This is a genomic window from Geodermatophilus sp. CPCC 206100, assembly GCF_048569675.1.
Lineage (GTDB): Bacteria > Actinomycetota > Actinomycetes > Mycobacteriales > Geodermatophilaceae > Geodermatophilus.
In genome coordinates, this window is record NZ_JAQISV010000028.1 from 1 (window position 1) to 16,452 (window position 16,452).

Consider the following 16,452-nt stretch of genomic DNA (forward strand, 5'->3'; position numbering starts at 1 on the left):
CGGCCGACGCCGGCGCGCGGTGGCTCGCCGCGGCCGCCGCTCCGGTGCTGGCCGCGTCCGGAGAGGCGGCCTGGCGAACGGCTCGGACCGGCGCCGGGTACGCCGGGGAGGCAGCCGTCGCGGCCGGACGGCTCGCGGCCGCGGTGGGGGCCGGCGCGGCCGCCCGCGCCTCGGAGGCCGGCCGGCTGGGTCTGCTCGCCGGGCTCCGGGTGGGCGGCGCGGTGGAGGCCGTTCCCGAGGTGGTGGCCGAGGGCGCCGGGCGACTGCGCAAGAAGTCGCGGCGGGTCACTCGCCTGGCCGCGCTGACCGCCGGTCTCGGCAGTGGCTACGTCCTCGGTGCGCGGGCCGGGCAGGAACGGTTCCGGCAGATCCAGCACGCGGCGGCCGACCTGGCCCGGCGACCACAGGTGCAGCAGGTCATGGGCAAGCTGGGGCGGTCCACGCCGGCGGCGGACGACGCCCCGGTCCCCCCGCCGTCCGCCCCGGTCGTGCCGCCGTCCGGCCCGGTGGTGCCGCCGACCGGCACGGTGCTGCCGCCGTCCGCCCCGGTGGTGCCTCCGACCGGCACGGTGGTGCCGCCGTCCGGCCCCGTGGTGCCGCCGCCCGCTCCGGGCGGTCCGCCGCCCAGCACGCTGACCTGATCCAGCGGGGCCGGCCGCCCCCCGCCCCCGCTCGTGCATGGTCATGCACGGTCGTGCATACTGTTTACCGTGTCCAAGGTGCTCACGTCCCTGCCCGTCGGCGAACGCGTCGGGATCGCCTTTTCCGGCGGTCTCGACACGTCGGTAGCGGTCGCGTGGATGCGCGACAAGGGCGCGGTGCCCTGCACCTACACGGCGGACATCGGGCAGTACGACGAGCCCGACATCGACTCCGTCCCGGGCCGCGCCGCCGCCTACGGCGCGGAGCTCGCCCGGCTGGTCGACTGCCGGGCGGCGCTGGTCGAGGAGGGGCTGGCCGCGCTCACCTGCGGGGCGTTCCACATCCGCTCCGGCGGCCGCAGCTACTTCAACACCACCCCGCTCGGCCGGGCGGTGACCGGCACCCTGCTGGTGCGGGCGATGCTCGAGGACGACGTCCAGATCTGGGGCGACGGCTCGACCTTCAAGGGCAACGACATCGAGCGGTTCTACCGGTACGGCCTGCTGGCCAACCCGTCGCTGCGGATCTACAAGCCGTGGCTGGACGCCGCGTTCGTCACCGAGCTGGGCGGCCGCAAGGAGATGTCGGAGTGGCTGGTCGCGCACGGCCTGCCCTACCGGGACAGCACCGAGAAGGCCTACTCCACCGACGCCAACATCTGGGGCGCGACGCACGAGGCCAAGTCCCTCGAGCACCTGGACGCCAGCGTCGAGGACGTCGAGCCGATCATGGGCGTGCGGTTCTGGGACCCCGCCGTCGAGATCCCGACCGAGGACGTCACGATCGGCTTCGCGCAGGGCCGGCCGGTGACGATCGACGGCAAGGAGTTCGACTCCGCCGTCGACCTGGTGCTGGAGGCCAACGCGGTCGGCGGCCGGCACGGCCTGGGGATGTCCGATCAGATCGAGAACCGCATCATCGAGGCGAAGAGCCGGGGCATCTACGAGGCGCCCGGGATGGCGCTGCTGCACGTGGCCTACGAACGGCTGGTCAACGCCATCCACAACGAGGACACCCTCGCGACCTACCACAGCGAGGGCCGCCGGCTGGGTCGGCTCATGTACGAGGGCCGCTGGCTGGACCCCCAGGCGCTCATGCTGCGGGAGTCGCTGCAGCGCTGGGTCGGGACCGCGGTCACCGGCGAGGTGACCCTCCGGCTGCGGCGGGGCGAGGACTACTCGGTCCTCGACACCACGGGTCCCGCGTTCAGCTACCACCCGGACAAGCTGTCCATGGAGCGCACCGAGGACTCCGCCTTCGGGCCGGTGGACCGGATCGGCCAGCTGACCATGCGCAACCTCGACATCGCGGACTCCCGCGCCAAGCTCGAGCAGTACGCGGGCCTGGGCATGGTCGGTGGCCGGCACCCGCAGGTGATCGGCGCCGCCCAGGCCGCCTCCACGGGCCTCATCGGCGCCATGTCCGAGGGCGGGGCCGAGGCGATCGCCTCCCGCGGGCGGGTCTCGGCCGACGACGAGCTGCTCGACCGCGCCGCGATGGAGTCCGGCACCGACTGAACCGCCGTCGGACTCGCTACGGTCCGGTCATGGCGGTCGAACTCTTCGCCGGCGCCCCGGTCTCCGACCTCGAGCGCGCCGTGGCCTGGTACGAGCGGCTGCTCGGCTCGGGACCGAGCTTCCGGCCGAACGCGACCGAGGCCGTGTGGGAGCTCGGCGAGCACCGGTACGTGTACCTCGTCGTCCGGCCCGAGCACGCGGGGCACGCGATGCAGACGTGGGTCGTCGAGGACCTCGACACCCGGGTCGCCGGGATCTCCGCCCGCGGCATCGAGCCCGCGGAGCGGGAGACCTACGACAACGGCGTGCGGAAGGTCGTCTACCGCGACCCCGACGGCAACGAGCTCGGCTTGGGCGGCGTCCCGGCTGCCGAGGGGTGACGGTCCTGTCGGCACCGGCGGGGAGGATCCCCCCGTGGTTGCCTTCTTCCTCCCGCGGTCCAGCGACGACGAGCAGGCCGAGCGCCTCTACGAGGCCCTGGCCGAGTTCGCCGGCTGCGAGCCCGCCCCGCCGGGGCAGCGGGTGCAGTCGATCGCCTTCCCCCAGGACGGCGCCCGCTGGGTCGCCGCGGTCGGCGAGGAGCTGCGGGGGCGGCGGACGACGCAGCAGCTGCGTCGCGGGGAGCTGATCGAGCGCACCGAGGACCTCACCTCGGCCACCCGGGTGCTGGCGATCTACCCGGGCACCCCGTTCGTGGTCGTCACCGACGCCCAGCCGATCACCGGCACCCCGTCGGAGTGGGCCAACCCGTTCTCCGTCCAGCCGGAAGAGGTCACCCTCTTCGACGCCCGGTGAGCCCCGCCGGCGGTCATGCGTTCTCCCGGCGGAACGTGGCGGTGCCCCACCAGATCGCGACGGCGAACAGCCCGACCGACCAGAGGGTGCCCCAGAGCAGTCCGGACGAGGCGAAGTCGCCGAGGAAGGAGCTGCGGACGGCGTCGACGACGTGCCGGATCGGCATGAAGTCGCTGGCCTCCGCCAGCCAGGCCGGGCCGATGGTCATCGGCAGCAGGATCCCCGACAGCAGCAGCACCGGCATCATCACCATGTTGACCACCGGCGCCATGACCTCCTCGCTCTTGGTGGTCAGCGCCAGCGCGTTGGACGCCGCGGCGCAGGCGCCACCGATGAGCAGCGTGAGCAGGGTCCCGAGGACGATCCCCTGCAGTGGCGCCTCCATGCCGAGCACGTAGCCGAGCCCGATGAGGATCAGCGCCTGCACGAACAGCTGCAGCAGGTCCCGGAGCAGCCGGCCGAAGAGCAACGCCGTCCGGCTGGCCGGGGTGACCCGTTCGGCCTCGATGACGCCCTCGCGCCACTCCCCGATGAGGCTGAACCCGGCGAAGAACGCACCGAAGATGCCCAGTTGCACCAGCATGCCGGGGACGAAGAACGTGTAGGCGTTCGTCGCACCGAACTGCTCGACCAGCGGCGTGAGCAGCGGGCCGAACAGGAGCAGGTACAGCACCGGCTGGATCGCCCCGATGATCACCCACGCCGGGTTCCGCAGATTCATCCGGAGCTGGCGCCGGAAGACGATCCCCGACTCGCGCAGGAAGGTGGTCATCGCGCGGCTCCTCCGGACGCGGGAACGGTCTGAGTGCTGTCCGCCGGCGTCTGGTCGGCGTCCGGTGCGGCGGCCGCGGCCGAGGTCTCGGCGTCGCGCAGGGACCGCCCGGTCAGCGCGAGGAACACGTCGTCCAGGGTCGGCCTGAGCACCTCGATCGAGTCGAGGTCGATCGAGGAGCGGTCCAGCTCGCGCAGCAGCCCCGGGACCGCGCGCCCGGCGCGGGGCACCCGCCCGCGGACGTGCCGGGCGTCGACCTCCACGTCGGCGCGTCCGTCGGTGAGGCCGGCGAGCTTGCGGGCCGCTTCCGGCACGTCGGCCGCGTCGGCCACTTCCAGGTCGACCAGGTCGCCGGCGACCTGCGCCTTGAGGTCGTCGGCGGTGTCGGCGGCGACGATCCGGCCCCGGTCGATGATCAGGATGCGGTCGGCCAGCGCGTCGGCCTCGTCGAGGTAGTGGGTGGTCAGGAAGACCGTCGCGCCGCGCCGGTGCCGCAGGTCGCGGATGTGCTCCCACAGGTTCGCCCGCGCCTGGGGGTCCAGGCCGGTGGTGGGCTCGTCGAGGAACATCAGGGTCGGCTCGTGGATCAGCCCCATCACGATGTCCAGCCGCCGCTTCTGCCCGCCGGACATGTTCTTCGGCATCCGGGTCCACAGGCCGTCCAGGTCCAGCTGCTGGAACAGCCGCTTGCCCCGCTCCTCGACCTCCTGCCGGGACAGCCCGTAGAGCATGCCGTGGTCGACCACCTCGTCGCCGGCGCGGGCGCCGCTGAACGCACCGCCCACCTGCGAGACGTAGCCGATGCTGCGGCGGACCTGCACCGACTCGGCGACGACGTCGAAGCCCGCCACCGTCGCCGTGCCGGCGGTCGGCCGGAGCAGCGTCGTCAGCATCCGCAGCGTCGTGGTCTTGCCGGCCCCGTTGGGGCCGAGGAACGCCACGATCTGGCCCTCGTCGACGTCCAGGTCGACCCCGTCGACGGCCCGGACCTCGGTCTTGACCCGCCCCTGGCGGGTCCGGAAGGTCTGCACCAGACCCCGTGCACGGATCACGCGCTGTCCCCTCTCGCCGACGGTGCCGGCACCGCTCGAGGAACCGGCCCATGCTCGGCGCCGTGCCGAGGCCGGTCAACCGACATCCAGGGCTGTAGACCCCCGAGCCCGCCGGAAGTCATCGGCGCCGGCCGGCTGTCACACGCGAGGCGCGGCCGGTGTCTCCATGTCGACGCCAACCGCATCCCCTGGAGGAGACATGACCAGCAGCACCCGGGTCCCCCCGACCGAGATCACCGGCATCTACGGCAGCCTGGTGAAGGCGATGAGCCGCAAGATGCTGGGACAGGTGCCGGACGCCGCCGGGGTGATGTGGCACCACCCCAGGGTGTTCAAGGACATGATGGGCTTCGGCCGCAAGGTCGAGGCGTGGAACCGGCTGGACCCGCACCTCGCGGCGTTCGCGACCATGGCGGCGGCCGGCGCCGTCGGGTGCAGCTTCTGCCTGGACCTCCACTACTTCATGTCGCACAACCGCGGGCTCGACGAGGCCAAGGCGCGGGAGGTGCCGCGGTGGCGGCAGTCCACGGCGTTCACGCCCCTGGAGCGGCGGGTCATGGAGTACGCCGAGGCGATGAGCCATACGCCGCCGGCCGTGACCGACGAGATGTCCGCCGCCCTGCTGGCCGAGCTGGGGGCGCCCGCGCTCCTGGAGCTGACCGCCAGGATCGGCACCATGAACCTCACCGCTCGGGCCAACGTCGCACTCGGTATCCGCTCGCAGGAGTTCTCGGCGTCCTGCGGCCTGCCGCCACTGGCGGCCCCGTCCGTGGACGGCGTCGCCTCGGCATGACCGACGATCCGTTCGTCGCCCACCGCAGCCTGCTGTTCACCGTCGCCTACGAGATGCTCGGCTCGGCCGCCGACGCCGACGACGTGGTGCAGGAGACCTGGCTGCGGTGGGCCGACGCGGACCGGACGGCGGTGCGGGATCCGCGGGCCTACCTGGTCCGGATCGTCACCCGCCAGGCGCTCAACCGGCTGCGCACCGTGTCCCGCCGCCGCGAGGACTACGTCGGCGAGTGGCTGCCGGAGCCCCTGCTCACCAGCCCCGACGTCGCCGACGACGTCGAACTGGCGGAGAGCGTGTCGTTCGCGGTGCTCACCGTGCTGGAGACCCTGGAGCCGACCGAGCGCGCCGTCCTCGTGCTGCACGAGGTGTTCGACGTGCCCTACGACGAGATCGCCGAGGCCGTGGGCAAGAGCAGCGCCGCGGTGCGGCAGATCGCGCACCGGGCGCGCGGTCACGTGGCCGCGCGCCGCCCGCGGATGGTGGTGAGCCGCACGGAGCAGCAGCAGGTCGTGGACCGGTTCCTCGCCGCGGTCACCGTCGGCGACGTGCAGGGCCTGATGGACGTGCTCGCCCCCGACGTCGTCGTGGTCGCCGACAGCGGCGGCCTGGCGCCCGCGGCCCGGCGTCCCGTCACCGGCCGGGACCGGGTGGCCGCGGCGCTGTCCCGCTTCGCGTCCTTCGCGCCCTCGGTGCAGATCACCACGCCGCTGGTCAACGGCGCGGTCGCCGCCCGCATCGACCCCGGCGGCGAGTTCGACACGGCGATCACCTTCGTCGTGGAGGACGGCCGGATCACCCGCATGTACGCGATCCGCAACCCGCACAAGCTGGGCCGGCTGGACGAGGTGGCCGAGCTGCGGCGCTGAGCGCCGGTCGAGATCACCACCCGCCGGCGGTCGTCACGCAGCCCCGCGAGGCGGCCGTCAGCGCGTGTCGTCATCGAGCCGCAGACGTCCCTCACCGGATCTCGACTCCCGCGATGAGTCGCTGTCTCCCACCGAGTCGGATGAGGCATGACGACCGGAGTGATCGACCCCAGGTACGGCGATGCGTCGGCCACCCCACCACCGTGGGCTGCTGTCGAGCGCCTCCTGACGGACGCGCAGCTGTACTGGATCATCACCGTCCGTGCGGACGGTCGTCCGCACGCGGTGCCGCTCGTCGGCGTGTGGCAGGACGGTGCCTTCGCGTTCTGCACGGGCTCCGACGAGCAGAAGCAGCGCAACCTGGACACCAACGCGCACGTCTCGGTGACGACCGGGAGCACCGGGGTGAACGGCTGGAACAACGGGAAGGACGTCGTGGTCGAGGGCACGGCGGTGCGCGTGACGGACGGCGAGGCGCTGCGGGAGCTGGCAGCAGCGTGGTTCGCCAAGTACGGGGACGACTGGCACTTCGACGTCCGCGGCCAGGAGTTCGTGGAAGTGAGCCACTCCGGCGGGAGCTCGGGGGGCGGCGCGTGGGTGTACCGGGTCGCCCCGGACAAGGTCATCGTCTTCGGCGACGAGCACGGCCAGACGACGTACCGCTTCTGAGGTGGCGGCGGGGGCGCGCCCGCGCTCCGCAGTGATCGGGAGTCTCGAGCCGCGCACCGTGCCGGGTCCCGCGGGGAGGGTCGAGCGAGATGAACTCGGCCCTCATCCCTGCGGCGGTACCGGCGGGTCCACCGCGGCCCGCCGCCGCGACAGGCGGAGCGGCACCAGCACCGCCGCGGCCACCAGCACGGCGAGCGCCACCCACGGTAGGACCACGCCGAGGACGACGACGGCCGCGCCCAGGGTCGAGACCAGGGCCCGCCAGCCGGTGCCGAGCCCGTCGGAGAAGCCCTCCGGCCCACCGGCCGGCGCGACGCCGACCGGCGCCAGGTGCACGCGGAGGGTCGACAGCTCCACCTGGTCGGCCAGCAGCGCCCGCTGGGACTGCAGCGACTCCAGCTGCTGCTGCCGGTCGGAGAGGGCCTTCTCGGCCGACAGCAGGGCCTCGGTGGTGCCCGCGCCGTCCATCAGGGCCTGCAGCCGCGCCACCGAGGTCTGCAGCGCCGAGATCCGCGCGTCCAGGTCGACCGCTGTGGTCGTCACGTCGGAGCGGGACACCGACACGCTCGCCACGTCGCCGAGGTCCTCCAGGTCGGCCAGGACGCCGGTCAGCTCGGCCGCCGGCACCCGCACCACGAGGTCGGCGGCGGCACCCTCGCCGCCGCCCTCCCCCGACCCCGCCTGTTCGCTGCGCTCGTCGACCCGGCCCCCGACGGACTCCACCAGCTCGCTGACCCGCTGGGCACCGGCGGCCGGGTCCTCGACGGCCAGGGTGGCGGAGGCGGTCGTGACCACCTGCCGGTCGGCGTCGGGATCGGTCTCGCCGGGGGCGGCCGGCGCGACCTCGGGACCGCCCGGGACCGCGGGCTCCGGAACGACCGGACCCCCGCTGGCACCGCCGTCCGCGCCACTCGAGTCGGTGCCGGACGGGCCGGTACAGCCGACGATCACGACCGCGGCCAGCGCCGCCACCACCGCGCCCACGAAGCGCCTCACGGTGCGGACGGTAGGCCGGTGATCTGGCGGCCGACCAGCGTCGATGCCGGATCGTGACGCGCACCGGCACGGCTCGACCGGGGCCGGTCGGTCACTGCTGCATCCGCGGATCGGCCGTGGGGTCGGCGTACGGGGGCGGACAACCGTCGTCGACGGCGTCGGGGCGCAACTCGAAGTGCCAGGGTTCGTTGCCGTAGACCTGACACAGCCCGTACTCGGCGCCGTGCTCGGACAACCACGCTGTGGCGACGGCGGGCCCGGTGTCGACCGCGTCCCCGGTCACGTGCGCCGACGTCTCCGCGGTGGCGACCCATCGGGCGGCTTCCTCCTCCGAGCCGTACTCCGAGATCGCCTCGTGGAGCAGCCGGTCCTGGTACGCCGGGGAACGCCAGCCGCTGTTGACTCCGATCTCGAGCCCGTCGTCCGCCGCGGCCGTGGCAGCCCGGCGGAGGGCGCGCAGGAGGTCGGGATCGAGGTGGGCCACGGCCGGGAACTCGCCGTCGAAGACGGTCGCGCCGTCGGGGACCACGCCGTCGGCGAGCGTTCCGCCGGCCGGGAGGGCGGGCCCGGTCCTCCCGTCCGCGGTGCCGGCGGTCGTCGCCGCCGGACCGGTCGGGGCGGCCACCGCCTGGTAGCCGACGACGGTCCCGACGATCGCGGCGAGGGCCAGTGCCATGCCGACGGCGATCGTCGGACGTGCCCGGCGGCCGGTCGTTCGTGCCTGCTCCCTGGAGGACATGCCGGCAGTCAAGGCAGGACGGCGTTGTCAGCACGTACGCCGTTTCCGATACGCCGGCGATACGTGCCGGCTCTCTAGCCTCGGGGACGTGCGCGCGTTGATCGTCGAGGACGAACCCCTGCTGGGCGAAGCCATCCGCGACGGGCTGCGCCTGGCCGCGATCGCCGCCGACCTCGCCGGCGACGGGGACACCGCTCTGGAGCTGCTGGGCATCAACGCCTACGACGTCGCCGTGCTCGACCGCGACATCCCGGGGCCCTCCGGTGACGCGATCGCCCGGAGCATCGTCGCTTCGGGCAGCGGCATGCCGATCCTGATGCTCACCGCCGCCGACCGGCTCGACGACAAGGCCTCCGGGTTCGAGCTCGGCGCCGACGACTACCTCACCAAGCCGTTCGAGCTCCAGGAGCTCGTGCTCAGGCTCCGGGCACTCGACCGCAGGCGCGCGCACATCCGGCCGCCGGTGCGGGAGATCGGCGGTCTGCGGGTGGACCCGTTCCGCCGCGAGGTCTACCGCGACGGCCGGTACGTCGCGCTGACCAGGAAGCAGTTCGCCGTGCTCGAGGTCCTCGTCGGCGCCGAGGGCGGGGTCGTCAGCGCCGAGGAGCTGCTGGAGCGCGCCTGGGACGAGAACGCCGACCCCTTCACCAACGCCGTCCGCATCACCATCTCGGCGCTGCGCAAGCGCCTCGGTGAACCGGGGATCATCGCCACCGTGGCCGGCGTCGGGTACCGGATCGACCCAGCACCCGGCACCGGGCGGGGGGCGGGAGGCCGTGGATAGAGCCCCCGGGATGAGCGTCCGCCTGAAGCTCACGCTCAGCTACGCCGGCTTCCTCGTGCTCGCCGGGGCCCTGCTCCTGGCGGTCGTGTGGGTGTTCCTGCTGCGGTACGTGCCCGACACCGTGCTCGTCACCCCCGCCCCCGGGCCCGACCCCGGGCTCTTCGTCCCCAACCGGTCCGACCTCCAGCGGGCCTTCGCGCCGCGGGCCTCCGCGGCGCTGGCCGTCCTGCTGGTCACCGGTCTCGCCGGTGGGTGGTTCCTCGCCGGCCGGATGCTCGCCCCGCTGACCCGGATCACCGACGCGACCCGCCTGGCCGCGACCGGATCGCTCGCCCACCGGATCCGGCTGCCGGGCCGCAGGGACGAGTTCCGGGAGCTCGCCGACGCCTTCGACGGCATGCTCGCCCGGCTCGAGGCGCACGTCGCCGAGCAGCGGCGGTTCGCCGCCAACGCCTCCCACGAGCTGCGCACCCCGTTGGCGATCACCCAGGCCCTCCTGGACGTCGCCCGCGAGGACCCGGCCCGCGACCCCGGCGGGCTCGTCGACCGCCTCCACGTCGTCAACGCCCGGGCGATCGACCTCACCGAGGCGTTGCTGCTGCTCAGTCGCGCCGACCGACGGTCCTCCAGCCGAGAACGCGTCGACCTGTCCCTCCTGGCGGAGGAGGCCGCCGAGACGCTCCTCCCCCTCGCGGAGGAGCACGGCGTCACCCTCGAGACCTCCGGCGACGTCGCCCTGACCACCGGCTCCGCCGCGCTCCTGCTGCAGCTGGCGACGAACCTCGTCCACAACGCGGTCGTCCACAATCTGCCCGATCGGGGCACGGTGTGGGTGACGACGAGCGCTGCTCCCGGGACCGCGGTGCTCACCGTCGAGAACACCGGCGAGGAGCTCCCGCCTCAGCTGGTCCCGACGCTCGCCGAGCCCTTCCAGCGCGGCACCCGCACACGCTCCCGCACCGACCGCGCCGGCGTGGGCCTCGGCCTGGCGATCGTCAAGAGCATCGCCGAGGCGCACGACGGGACGCTCACGCTCACCCACCGCTCCGCTGGGGGCCTCCGCGTCACGGTGCGACTACCCGCAGCACTCCCGGACGCCGGCGCCTGACCATCGGTCGGCCGCCTCGGTCACCGCGCTGCTGTCTGCTCGGCGTTGTACTCGAGGGCGGCGTCGAGCCAGAACTGCAGATCGCCGTCGTCCCTGAGCGCCTCCTCCTCGACGGTGATCCAGCCCTCGCCCATCGACCGGCCCTCGCCCATCTCCGCGCGGCGGGCCCCGACGACGCCCAGGTACTCGGCATCGCGACCGCGGGACACGCGCACGAGCAGGGCGCCCCCACCGCCCGAGACGCAGACCACCATCTTCTCGTTCACCATGAACGCGAGGCCGCCGAACATCTTCACCTCACGAACGTCCCCCTCGTCCGATATCGCACCGCGCACTCGGTTCGCGAGCTCGATGTCGTGGGCCACGGGCCGCCTCCTTGGCGAGTCGAGAAACGCACGTCGTCCGGTCGCCGGTGGATCCATCACGCCCGTTCCGGGCGTGCGGTGTCGCACCGGTGTGGAAGGGTCAGGCCAGTCGGCTCCGCAGTGTCGGCACGCCGTCGCCGCTGAGGTGGCCGAGTGCGGTCGTGCGGCCGGTGATCGCCAGCAGGAGCGCCTCGGCGCTGCCGCTCACGATGGGACCGCTGCCGGAAGCCCAGTCGATGTCGTTCGCCTCGAAGCGCAACCCGTCCAGGGCGCCCTTGGGGACGACGCTCCCGAACGGCGCGGCGGTCACGAAGGTCAGCGACGTCTGCAGGCGTTCCTCGGGGATCTCGCGGGGCAGCTCCAGCGGCCAGCGGATGTCCAGGCCGTGCACCAGGACGTCGGTGAGGGGCGCCTCGGGACCGGAACCGGGAGGGGTGAACCGCGAGTCGGCCTTCTGACGCAACACCTCGGTGATCTCGCCGAAGGGCCGACGTGCCTGCTCGCGGGTCAGCCTGACGTTCGCTCGGTCGAAGTTCCCGCGGGAGGCCAGCATGGCCAGCACGAACTTCGGGATGCCCACTTCCAGGGGCACGATCAGGTGCGCCATCACGTCGTGCACGCTCCACTCGCTGCACAGGCTCTGCGTCGCCTGCTGCTCGCGGGTCAGTCCCGACACCAGAGCGGCCAGACTGCGACGCTCGTCGGCGATCTCCGCGAACGTGTCCACGCGGCATCCTGGCATGGACCAGGGCCTGTCTCCCGGGAACTGCTCGGGCCGTCAGCCGGGTTCGACCCACTCGGTGACCATGTGGTCGTGCAGGTGGAGGCAGGTCATCCGGAGCGGACCTCCCGGGGACGCCGTGAAGCCGTGGACCTCGCCCGCCGGCACGACCACCACGGACCCTCCGGAGGCCTCGATCGTCTCGTCGCCGGCCAGGAACGAGCCCGACCCCTCGTGCAGGACGAAGACCTCTGCGTAGGGGTGGCGGTGTGGCCCCGGGCCATGGCCCGGGGGGCTCGCCTGGATGAAGAACGAGACCGGCACGCCACCGTGGTCGCGACCGAGGAACGTCCGCGACTCGCCGTTCCCGGGGAGCTCCGCGTTCCGGATGTGCAGGGCCACGCCGCCACCTCGCTCCCGCTCGCGCACTCGCCACGGTCAGGTGGGTGGACGCTAGCGGAGCGTCCGCCCAGGTCGCGACGGGGAGGTCCGGGGCATGCGCCCGAACGTGCGGCATCACGCCTGTGGGTCGCGGTCCGCTGCGGCCGCGGCGCGGTCACGGTCGTCCTGCGCGCGGTCGGCGCGGGCGGCTGCGCGGTCCTGTTCCGCCGCGATCCGGTCCTGCTCCGCCGCGCGACGGTCGGCCGCGTCGACCACCCGGTCGGCCCCGGCCCGCGCCCGGTCGTCCTCGGACCACCCTCTGTAGCTCGCGTCGACCTCGGCGTCGATGGCCCGCTGCTGGTCGGCCTCCTCGCCCGGCGTCCCGCCGACCGGGGCGGCCGGGTCCGTCCGCCGCGCCTGTCCGGCCCGGCGCTCGTCGGCAGCCGTCTCCCGGCGGCCCGCGGCCACGGCCCGCTCTCCGGCCCGCCGGTCCCGCTCGGCGGCCACCTCGTCGCGCTGCTGAGCAGCGAACTCGCGGCGCAGGGCAGCGTCGTCCCGTCGGCGGGCTGCCTGCTCCCGACGCCGGGCCGCGTCGTCCAGGGCCCGACCGGCCGCGATCCGCCGCTGCTCGACACCCCCCGCGTCCGTGGCATCGAGCGTGCTGTCCCCCGCCCAGCGATCCGCCCGCAGACGCTCGTGCCCGACGGCCTGCAGCGCCGCGGCAGCCTCGCTCAACAGCCCCCGCGCATCCTCGAGACGGCCCTCCTGCAAGGCTCGTTCGGCCAGGGTGAGGTTCGTGGCAGCGACGCCGCTCTCGGTTGCGGCCACCGCCTCGGCGCCTCGGCCCAGTCGCTCCTGGAGCCGCCGGATGTTCTGCCGGAGGCGCTCGGAGGCCTCCTCGGCGGAACGGCGCTGCCGCTCCCGGCGCGCTCGCTCACCTGTCCCGCGCTCGTCGGGGGGCCGTTCCTGGGACCCGTCCATGCGTCGAGGGTTCCCCCGACGGAGGCCACGGACAAGAGCATCGCCGCTGACCTGGCAACCGCAGGTGGGGCGGGGGCGACGGACGAGTCGACCCGTACGCCGGGAACCGTGAACGCTGATCCGACCGCCCGCCGCCTCTCCCTGAAGGCGGCCGGTGGGACACCCGTGGACGATGCGCACGTGCCGGATCCGGTCGTGGCTGCCCTCGGTGTGGCCCGACCGATGACTTCTCCGGGCCGTGCTGGTCGGTACGCCGACCACCGACTCACGAGAGGCATGACGCCATGCGGAAACTGGCCTTCGGCATGAACCTGAGCCTGGACGGCTACATCGCCGCGCCCGGCGACGACCTCAGCTGGAGCGTGCCGAGCGACGAGCTGTTCCAGTGGTGGTCCGACCGGGTGGGGGCGACCGGCCTGGCGCTGTACGGGCGCAGACTCTGGGAGGGGATGAGTTCCCACTGGCCGACCGCCGACCAGCAGCCCGGCGCCACACCGGCGCACATCGAGTTCGCCCGCCGCTGGCGGGACATGCCGAAGGTCGTGTTCTCCTCCACGACCAGCGCGGTCGACGGGAACGCCCGCCTGGTCACCGGCGACGCGGTCACCGAGATCACGCGGCTCAAGGCCGAGGATGGCGGCTCCATGGACATCGGCGGCGCCACCCTCGCGGCGGCGGCGATGCGGGCGGGGCTGATCGACGAGTACGTGATCGTCACCCACCCAGTCCTGGTGAGCGGCGGCACGCCGTTCTTCACGGCCCTGGACAACTGGGTGGACCTGGACCTGGTGGAGACCCGGACGTTCCCCGACGGCGTGCTCCTGACCAGGTACGAGACCAGGAAGTGAGTGCCCGACGCCGGAGCGGCTCTGGCCCGGCTGGCGCCCCGGACGGGCCGCTCAGTGCGCCCTGACGTCGTCGCTGGTCGATGAGTTCGTGGCTCCCGGCCGGTCCCAGCTCGTGACACCCGAGGAAAGGACACCGCCATGTCGGAGCTTCTCGTCGATTTCATCACCTCCCTCGACGGCTACGCATCGGGAGAGGGATGGCCCGGGTTCTGGGGCCTCGAGGGTCCGGAGTACCTCGCATGGCTCGGTGAGCAGCCCGAGGTCACCTACCTGATGGGGGCGAACACCTACCGCCTGATGTCGGGCTTCGCCGCCGGCGAGGTCCCGAGTGGCCAAGACGAGTTCAGGCCCGAAGAAGAGGCGTCCGTCGACGAGCTCACGCGAGCGTCCAAGGTGGTGTTCTCCTCCTCACTCGAGGAGCCGCTGACGTGGGCCAACTCCACGCTCGTCCGCGACGACGCCGTCGAAGCGGTCCGCGCCATGAAGGAGAACGGCTCGGGGCTCCTCAGCACGATCGGCAGCCTCAGCCTGTGCCGGTCCCTGCTACGAGCCGGACTCGTCGACCGCTTCCGGGTCGGGATCTTCCCGGTGATCACCGGGGCCACGGGCGAGGAACGCATCTACGACGGCTATCCGGACGTCGCCCTCGAGATGATCGAGCACCGCACCTTCGACGGCCGCATCCAGCTGGTCGAGTACAAGCCCCGCGTGCTCGAGCACCCGCCGCTCGCCGCCCCTGCGTGACGTCGCCCCGTCCGCCGGTCTGGACGGCCGCCCGACGTGGATCACGCTCGCGTCCCAAGTAGACCGCTGGGGGCAGTCGGCCCGCCTGTGAGGACAGCTCACCTGTGCGGGGATCCGACCTCGACGTCGCCGAGCCGCACGGACACAGTGCTCCGCGTGTACCCCGCCGCCCCGACACCGCCTCCGGAGCCGGCGCGCGTGGGCCTGCCGCGTCCGCTGATCGTGGCGACCGTGGTGCTGGCCCTGGTCGCGACGATGCTGGGGCTCCTGCCGTGGCCGCAGCCGGTGTGGGTGCGGACGTCCAGGTGGCTGGTGGACGACGTGCCCGCGCCGCTCTGGACGTTCCTGCTCGTCACCACCCTGACCTGTCTCGGGACCGCCGTGGTCCTGCTGCGGCGGGAGACGGGTCTGGGGCCCCGGAACCCCGTGTTCTGGGCGTGGCTGACTCTGGTCGTGGTCGCCGCTGCGGCGCTGGTGTGGAACGCGCTCTACGCGGCGGCGCTGTCGAACCGCGTCTCTGGGGCCATCATCCCCATCTTCCACTGGCTGTTCACGTCCACCCCGGCGTTCCTCGCCGGCTGGCTGTTCGCTGGTCGCGGACGCCGAGCAGGATGGGCTGGAGCGCTGGGCACCGGGGTGGTCACCCTGCCGCTGTTCGCGCTGTCATGGGCACTGCTGATCGGGCCCGAGGGCTTCTCGCTCGCCGGGATCGCGGGCCTCCTGCACATCACCGGCATCCTCGGCGTGGCTCCGCTCATCGCGGCGGTGGCTCTGGCGGGCGTGCTGGGCGGCGGCGCAGTGCGGACCGGCCGGTAGTTCGTCCGCGCCGCCCACGAGACCCTGAGTCCCCGAGGGCGTTGCGGAGCGGAGGCATCTACACGGATGGCTCCCCATCGGCCGGAGCGCCCGACACCGCCGGCGGGGTCAGCGGAGGTCCCACCATCTCGTGGCCGTAGCGGGCCCCCGCTGCGGCGAGGCGGGGGATGTCCGGTGCGGAGGGCTCGGGGAGACCTGCCCCGTCGGCCGGCCGCCCCAGCTCCGTGATGAACCGCTCGAAGCCGGCCGGCGAGGTGATCTGCAGGCCGCGGACCGGTCCCTTCGAGACGACGAAGGCATGGGCGATGCCGCGGGGCAGGAAGACGAGGCCACCGGACTCGACGGTCCAGCTCCGGTCCCCACACTCGACGACGAGCTCGCCATCGAGCACGTAGAACGCCTCGTCCTCGCGGTGGTGGATGTGACGCGGCGGCCCGAAGCCCTGCGGGGCCTCCCACTCCAGGAAGGTGAAGGACCCGCCGGTCTGCTCGCCCCCGACCAGGACCGTCATGCGGGTGTCGAGGAACCACTGGGAATCGCCGGACTCGGCCGAGACGACGTAGCCGCGGGGGTCAAAGCTCATCGGACGTCTCCGTTCTCGCGTCGCGGGGCATCGGATCGCCGGCCTCCTGCTGACGGGACAGTGAAGTGCAGCGTCAGCGGGAGTCGCTCGTCAAGGCCCGGGGCGTTGCCGGCAGGGACCTCCCCGCCGTCCCACCGACCGCGAGACAGCGGCGCGGCCGCGGTCTCCGACGGCATGAGCAGGAACTGGCCGTGCGAGGTCGACCGCCGCCCTGGGTGGGTCGGTCGCGGGGTCGAGGCCGCCGCGCAGCGCGTCGGTGATCGCCCGGACCGCGCCGGCC

At 73.3% G+C, this 16,452-nt stretch carries 21 protein-coding genes; 12 read left to right on the forward strand and 9 right to left on the reverse strand.

What is annotated here, in order from left to right:
- From PGN05_RS13990 to PGN05_RS14005, 4 genes are all read left to right on the forward strand, one after another.
- A partial coding sequence (locus tag PGN05_RS13990; RefSeq protein WP_419753161.1) for a hypothetical protein occupies window positions 1-641 on the forward strand: 641 nt, incomplete at its 5' end.
- 69 nt (window positions 642-710) lie between these two features.
- Window positions 711-2,159: an argininosuccinate synthase gene (argG, locus tag PGN05_RS13995; protein ID WP_419753162.1), complete on the forward strand. Its 1,449-nt coding sequence runs from the start codon at window positions 711-713 to the stop codon at window positions 2,157-2,159.
- Window positions 2,160-2,188: 29 nt separating this feature from the next.
- Window positions 2,189-2,539, forward strand: coding sequence for a VOC family protein (locus PGN05_RS14000; RefSeq protein ID WP_419753163.1), 351 nt, complete (start codon window positions 2,189-2,191; stop codon window positions 2,537-2,539).
- Between the two features lie 34 nt (window positions 2,540-2,573).
- Window positions 2,574-2,954 carry a hypothetical protein gene (locus PGN05_RS14005; protein ID WP_419753164.1) on the forward strand — a complete coding sequence of 127 codons (381 nt, stop codon included), beginning with the start codon at window positions 2,574-2,576 and terminating at the stop codon, window positions 2,952-2,954.
- Window positions 2,955-2,967: 13 nt separating this feature from the next.
- Here the strand turns inward: PGN05_RS14005 and PGN05_RS14010 are convergent, their stop codons facing one another.
- Window positions 2,968-3,726 (reverse strand): ABC transporter permease, encoded by a 759-nt coding sequence (locus PGN05_RS14010; RefSeq protein WP_419753165.1) that lies wholly within the window; start codon window positions 3,724-3,726, stop codon window positions 2,968-2,970.
- The gene (locus tag PGN05_RS14015) at window positions 3,723-4,778 is read right to left on the reverse strand and encodes an ATP-binding cassette domain-containing protein (RefSeq protein ID WP_419753166.1); all 1,056 of its coding nucleotides are present in this window, start codon (window positions 4,776-4,778) and stop codon (window positions 3,723-3,725) included. The genes PGN05_RS14010 and PGN05_RS14015 overlap by 4 nt, the downstream gene beginning before the upstream one ends.
- Before the next feature lie 199 nt (window positions 4,779-4,977).
- Here PGN05_RS14015 and PGN05_RS14020 point away from each other — a divergent pair, with 199 nt between their 5' ends.
- The 3 genes from PGN05_RS14020 to PGN05_RS14030 all read left to right on the forward strand — a co-directional run bounded on the left by PGN05_RS14020 (window position 4,978) and on the right by PGN05_RS14030 (window position 7,106).
- A complete protein-coding gene (locus PGN05_RS14020; RefSeq protein WP_419753167.1) occupies window positions 4,978-5,571 on the forward strand; it encodes a carboxymuconolactone decarboxylase family protein in 594 nt (197 codons plus the stop codon).
- Entirely contained in the window at window positions 5,568-6,437 is an 870-nt protein-coding gene (locus tag PGN05_RS14025) for an RNA polymerase sigma-70 factor (RefSeq protein ID WP_419753168.1), read from the forward strand. The genes PGN05_RS14020 and PGN05_RS14025 overlap by 4 nt, the downstream gene beginning before the upstream one ends.
- Window positions 6,438-6,584: 147 nt before the next feature.
- Window positions 6,585-7,106, forward strand: coding sequence for a pyridoxamine 5'-phosphate oxidase family protein (locus PGN05_RS14030; RefSeq protein ID WP_419753169.1), 522 nt, complete (start codon window positions 6,585-6,587; stop codon window positions 7,104-7,106).
- Between the two features lie 102 nt (window positions 7,107-7,208).
- Here PGN05_RS14030 and PGN05_RS14035 read toward each other — a convergent pair whose 3' ends face one another.
- Window positions 7,209-8,102, reverse strand: coding sequence for a DUF4349 domain-containing protein (locus tag PGN05_RS14035; RefSeq protein WP_419753170.1), 894 nt, complete (start codon window positions 8,100-8,102; stop codon window positions 7,209-7,211).
- A 91-nt stretch (window positions 8,103-8,193) separates the two neighbouring features.
- A complete protein-coding gene (locus PGN05_RS14040; RefSeq protein WP_419753171.1) occupies window positions 8,194-8,778 on the reverse strand; it encodes a M15 family metallopeptidase in 585 nt (194 codons plus the stop codon).
- Window positions 8,779-8,929: 151 nt separating this feature from the next.
- Here PGN05_RS14040 and PGN05_RS14045 point away from each other — a divergent pair, with 151 nt between their 5' ends.
- Together PGN05_RS14045 and PGN05_RS14050 are read left to right on the forward strand one after the other, a co-directional pair.
- The gene (locus PGN05_RS14045) at window positions 8,930-9,625 is read left to right on the forward strand and encodes a response regulator transcription factor (protein WP_419753172.1); all 696 of its coding nucleotides are present in this window, start codon (window positions 8,930-8,932) and stop codon (window positions 9,623-9,625) included.
- A gap of 10 nt (window positions 9,626-9,635) precedes the next feature.
- Window positions 9,636-10,733, forward strand: a complete 1,098-nt coding sequence (locus PGN05_RS14050; protein ID WP_419753173.1) for a sensor histidine kinase — start codon at window positions 9,636-9,638, stop codon at window positions 10,731-10,733.
- Between the two features lie 20 nt (window positions 10,734-10,753).
- On the opposite strand, the gene PGN05_RS14055 is transcribed toward PGN05_RS14050, so the two are convergent.
- The 4 genes from PGN05_RS14055 to PGN05_RS14070 all read right to left on the reverse strand — a co-directional run bounded on the left by PGN05_RS14055 (window position 10,754) and on the right by PGN05_RS14070 (window position 12,935).
- Window positions 10,754-11,098: a TfoX/Sxy family protein gene (locus tag PGN05_RS14055; protein ID WP_419753174.1), complete on the reverse strand. Its 345-nt coding sequence runs from the start codon at window positions 11,096-11,098 to the stop codon at window positions 10,754-10,756.
- A gap of 100 nt (window positions 11,099-11,198) precedes the next feature.
- Window positions 11,199-11,825 carry a maleylpyruvate isomerase family mycothiol-dependent enzyme gene (locus PGN05_RS14060; protein ID WP_419753175.1) on the reverse strand — a complete coding sequence of 209 codons (627 nt, stop codon included), beginning with the start codon at window positions 11,823-11,825 and terminating at the stop codon, window positions 11,199-11,201.
- Between the two features lie 51 nt (window positions 11,826-11,876).
- Entirely contained in the window at window positions 11,877-12,221 is a 345-nt protein-coding gene (locus tag PGN05_RS14065) for a cupin domain-containing protein (protein ID WP_419753176.1), read from the reverse strand.
- Window positions 12,222-12,335: 114 nt separating this feature from the next.
- Window positions 12,336-12,935, reverse strand: coding sequence for a hypothetical protein (locus PGN05_RS14070; RefSeq protein ID WP_419753177.1), 600 nt, complete (start codon window positions 12,933-12,935; stop codon window positions 12,336-12,338).
- Between the two features lie 530 nt (window positions 12,936-13,465).
- On the opposite strand from PGN05_RS14070, the gene PGN05_RS14075 reads away from it, so the two are divergent.
- The 3 genes from PGN05_RS14075 to PGN05_RS14085 all read left to right on the forward strand — a co-directional run bounded on the left by PGN05_RS14075 (window position 13,466) and on the right by PGN05_RS14085 (window position 15,589).
- The gene (locus PGN05_RS14075) at window positions 13,466-14,029 is read left to right on the forward strand and encodes a dihydrofolate reductase family protein (protein ID WP_419753178.1); all 564 of its coding nucleotides are present in this window, start codon (window positions 13,466-13,468) and stop codon (window positions 14,027-14,029) included.
- Between the two features lie 138 nt (window positions 14,030-14,167).
- A complete protein-coding gene (locus tag PGN05_RS14080; protein WP_419753179.1) occupies window positions 14,168-14,773 on the forward strand; it encodes a dihydrofolate reductase family protein in 606 nt (201 codons plus the stop codon).
- Window positions 14,774-14,929: 156 nt separating this feature from the next.
- On the forward strand, window positions 14,930-15,589 hold the full coding sequence (locus PGN05_RS14085; RefSeq protein WP_419753180.1) for a hypothetical protein: 660 nt from the start codon (window positions 14,930-14,932) through the stop codon (window positions 15,587-15,589).
- 58 nt (window positions 15,590-15,647) lie between these two features.
- Here PGN05_RS14085 and PGN05_RS14090 read toward each other — a convergent pair whose 3' ends face one another.
- Window positions 15,648-16,172 carry a quercetin 2,3-dioxygenase gene (locus PGN05_RS14090; protein ID WP_419753181.1) on the reverse strand — a complete coding sequence of 175 codons (525 nt, stop codon included), beginning with the start codon at window positions 16,170-16,172 and terminating at the stop codon, window positions 15,648-15,650.
- Window positions 16,173-16,452 lie beyond the last annotated feature (280 nt).

Bases quoted from the DNA above. Each gene is read 5' to 3' on its own strand.
- PGN05_RS14000 (WP_419753163.1), top strand. From the start codon at position 2,189: ATGGCGGTCGAACTCTTCGCCGGCGCCCCGGTCTCCGACCTCGAGCGC.
- PGN05_RS14010 (WP_419753165.1), bottom strand. From the start codon at position 3,726: ATGACCACCTTCCTGCGCGAGTCGGGGATCGTCTTCCGGCGCCAGCTC.
- PGN05_RS14020 (WP_419753167.1), top strand. From the start codon at position 4,978: ATGACCAGCAGCACCCGGGTCCCCCCGACCGAGATCACCGGCATCTAC.
- PGN05_RS14025 (WP_419753168.1), top strand. From the start codon at position 5,568: ATGACCGACGATCCGTTCGTCGCCCACCGCAGCCTGCTGTTCACCGTC.
- PGN05_RS14030 (WP_419753169.1), top strand. From the start codon at position 6,585: ATGACGACCGGAGTGATCGACCCCAGGTACGGCGATGCGTCGGCCACC.
- PGN05_RS14040 (WP_419753171.1), bottom strand. From the start codon at position 8,778: ATGGCACTGGCCCTCGCCGCGATCGTCGGGACCGTCGTCGGCTACCAG.
- PGN05_RS14050 (WP_419753173.1), top strand. From the start codon at position 9,636: ATGAGCGTCCGCCTGAAGCTCACGCTCAGCTACGCCGGCTTCCTCGTG.
- PGN05_RS14075 (WP_419753178.1), top strand. From the start codon at position 13,466: ATGCGGAAACTGGCCTTCGGCATGAACCTGAGCCTGGACGGCTACATC.
- PGN05_RS14080 (WP_419753179.1), top strand. From the start codon at position 14,168: ATGTCGGAGCTTCTCGTCGATTTCATCACCTCCCTCGACGGCTACGCA.
- PGN05_RS14090 (WP_419753181.1), bottom strand. From the start codon at position 16,172: ATGAGCTTTGACCCCCGCGGCTACGTCGTCTCGGCCGAGTCCGGCGAT.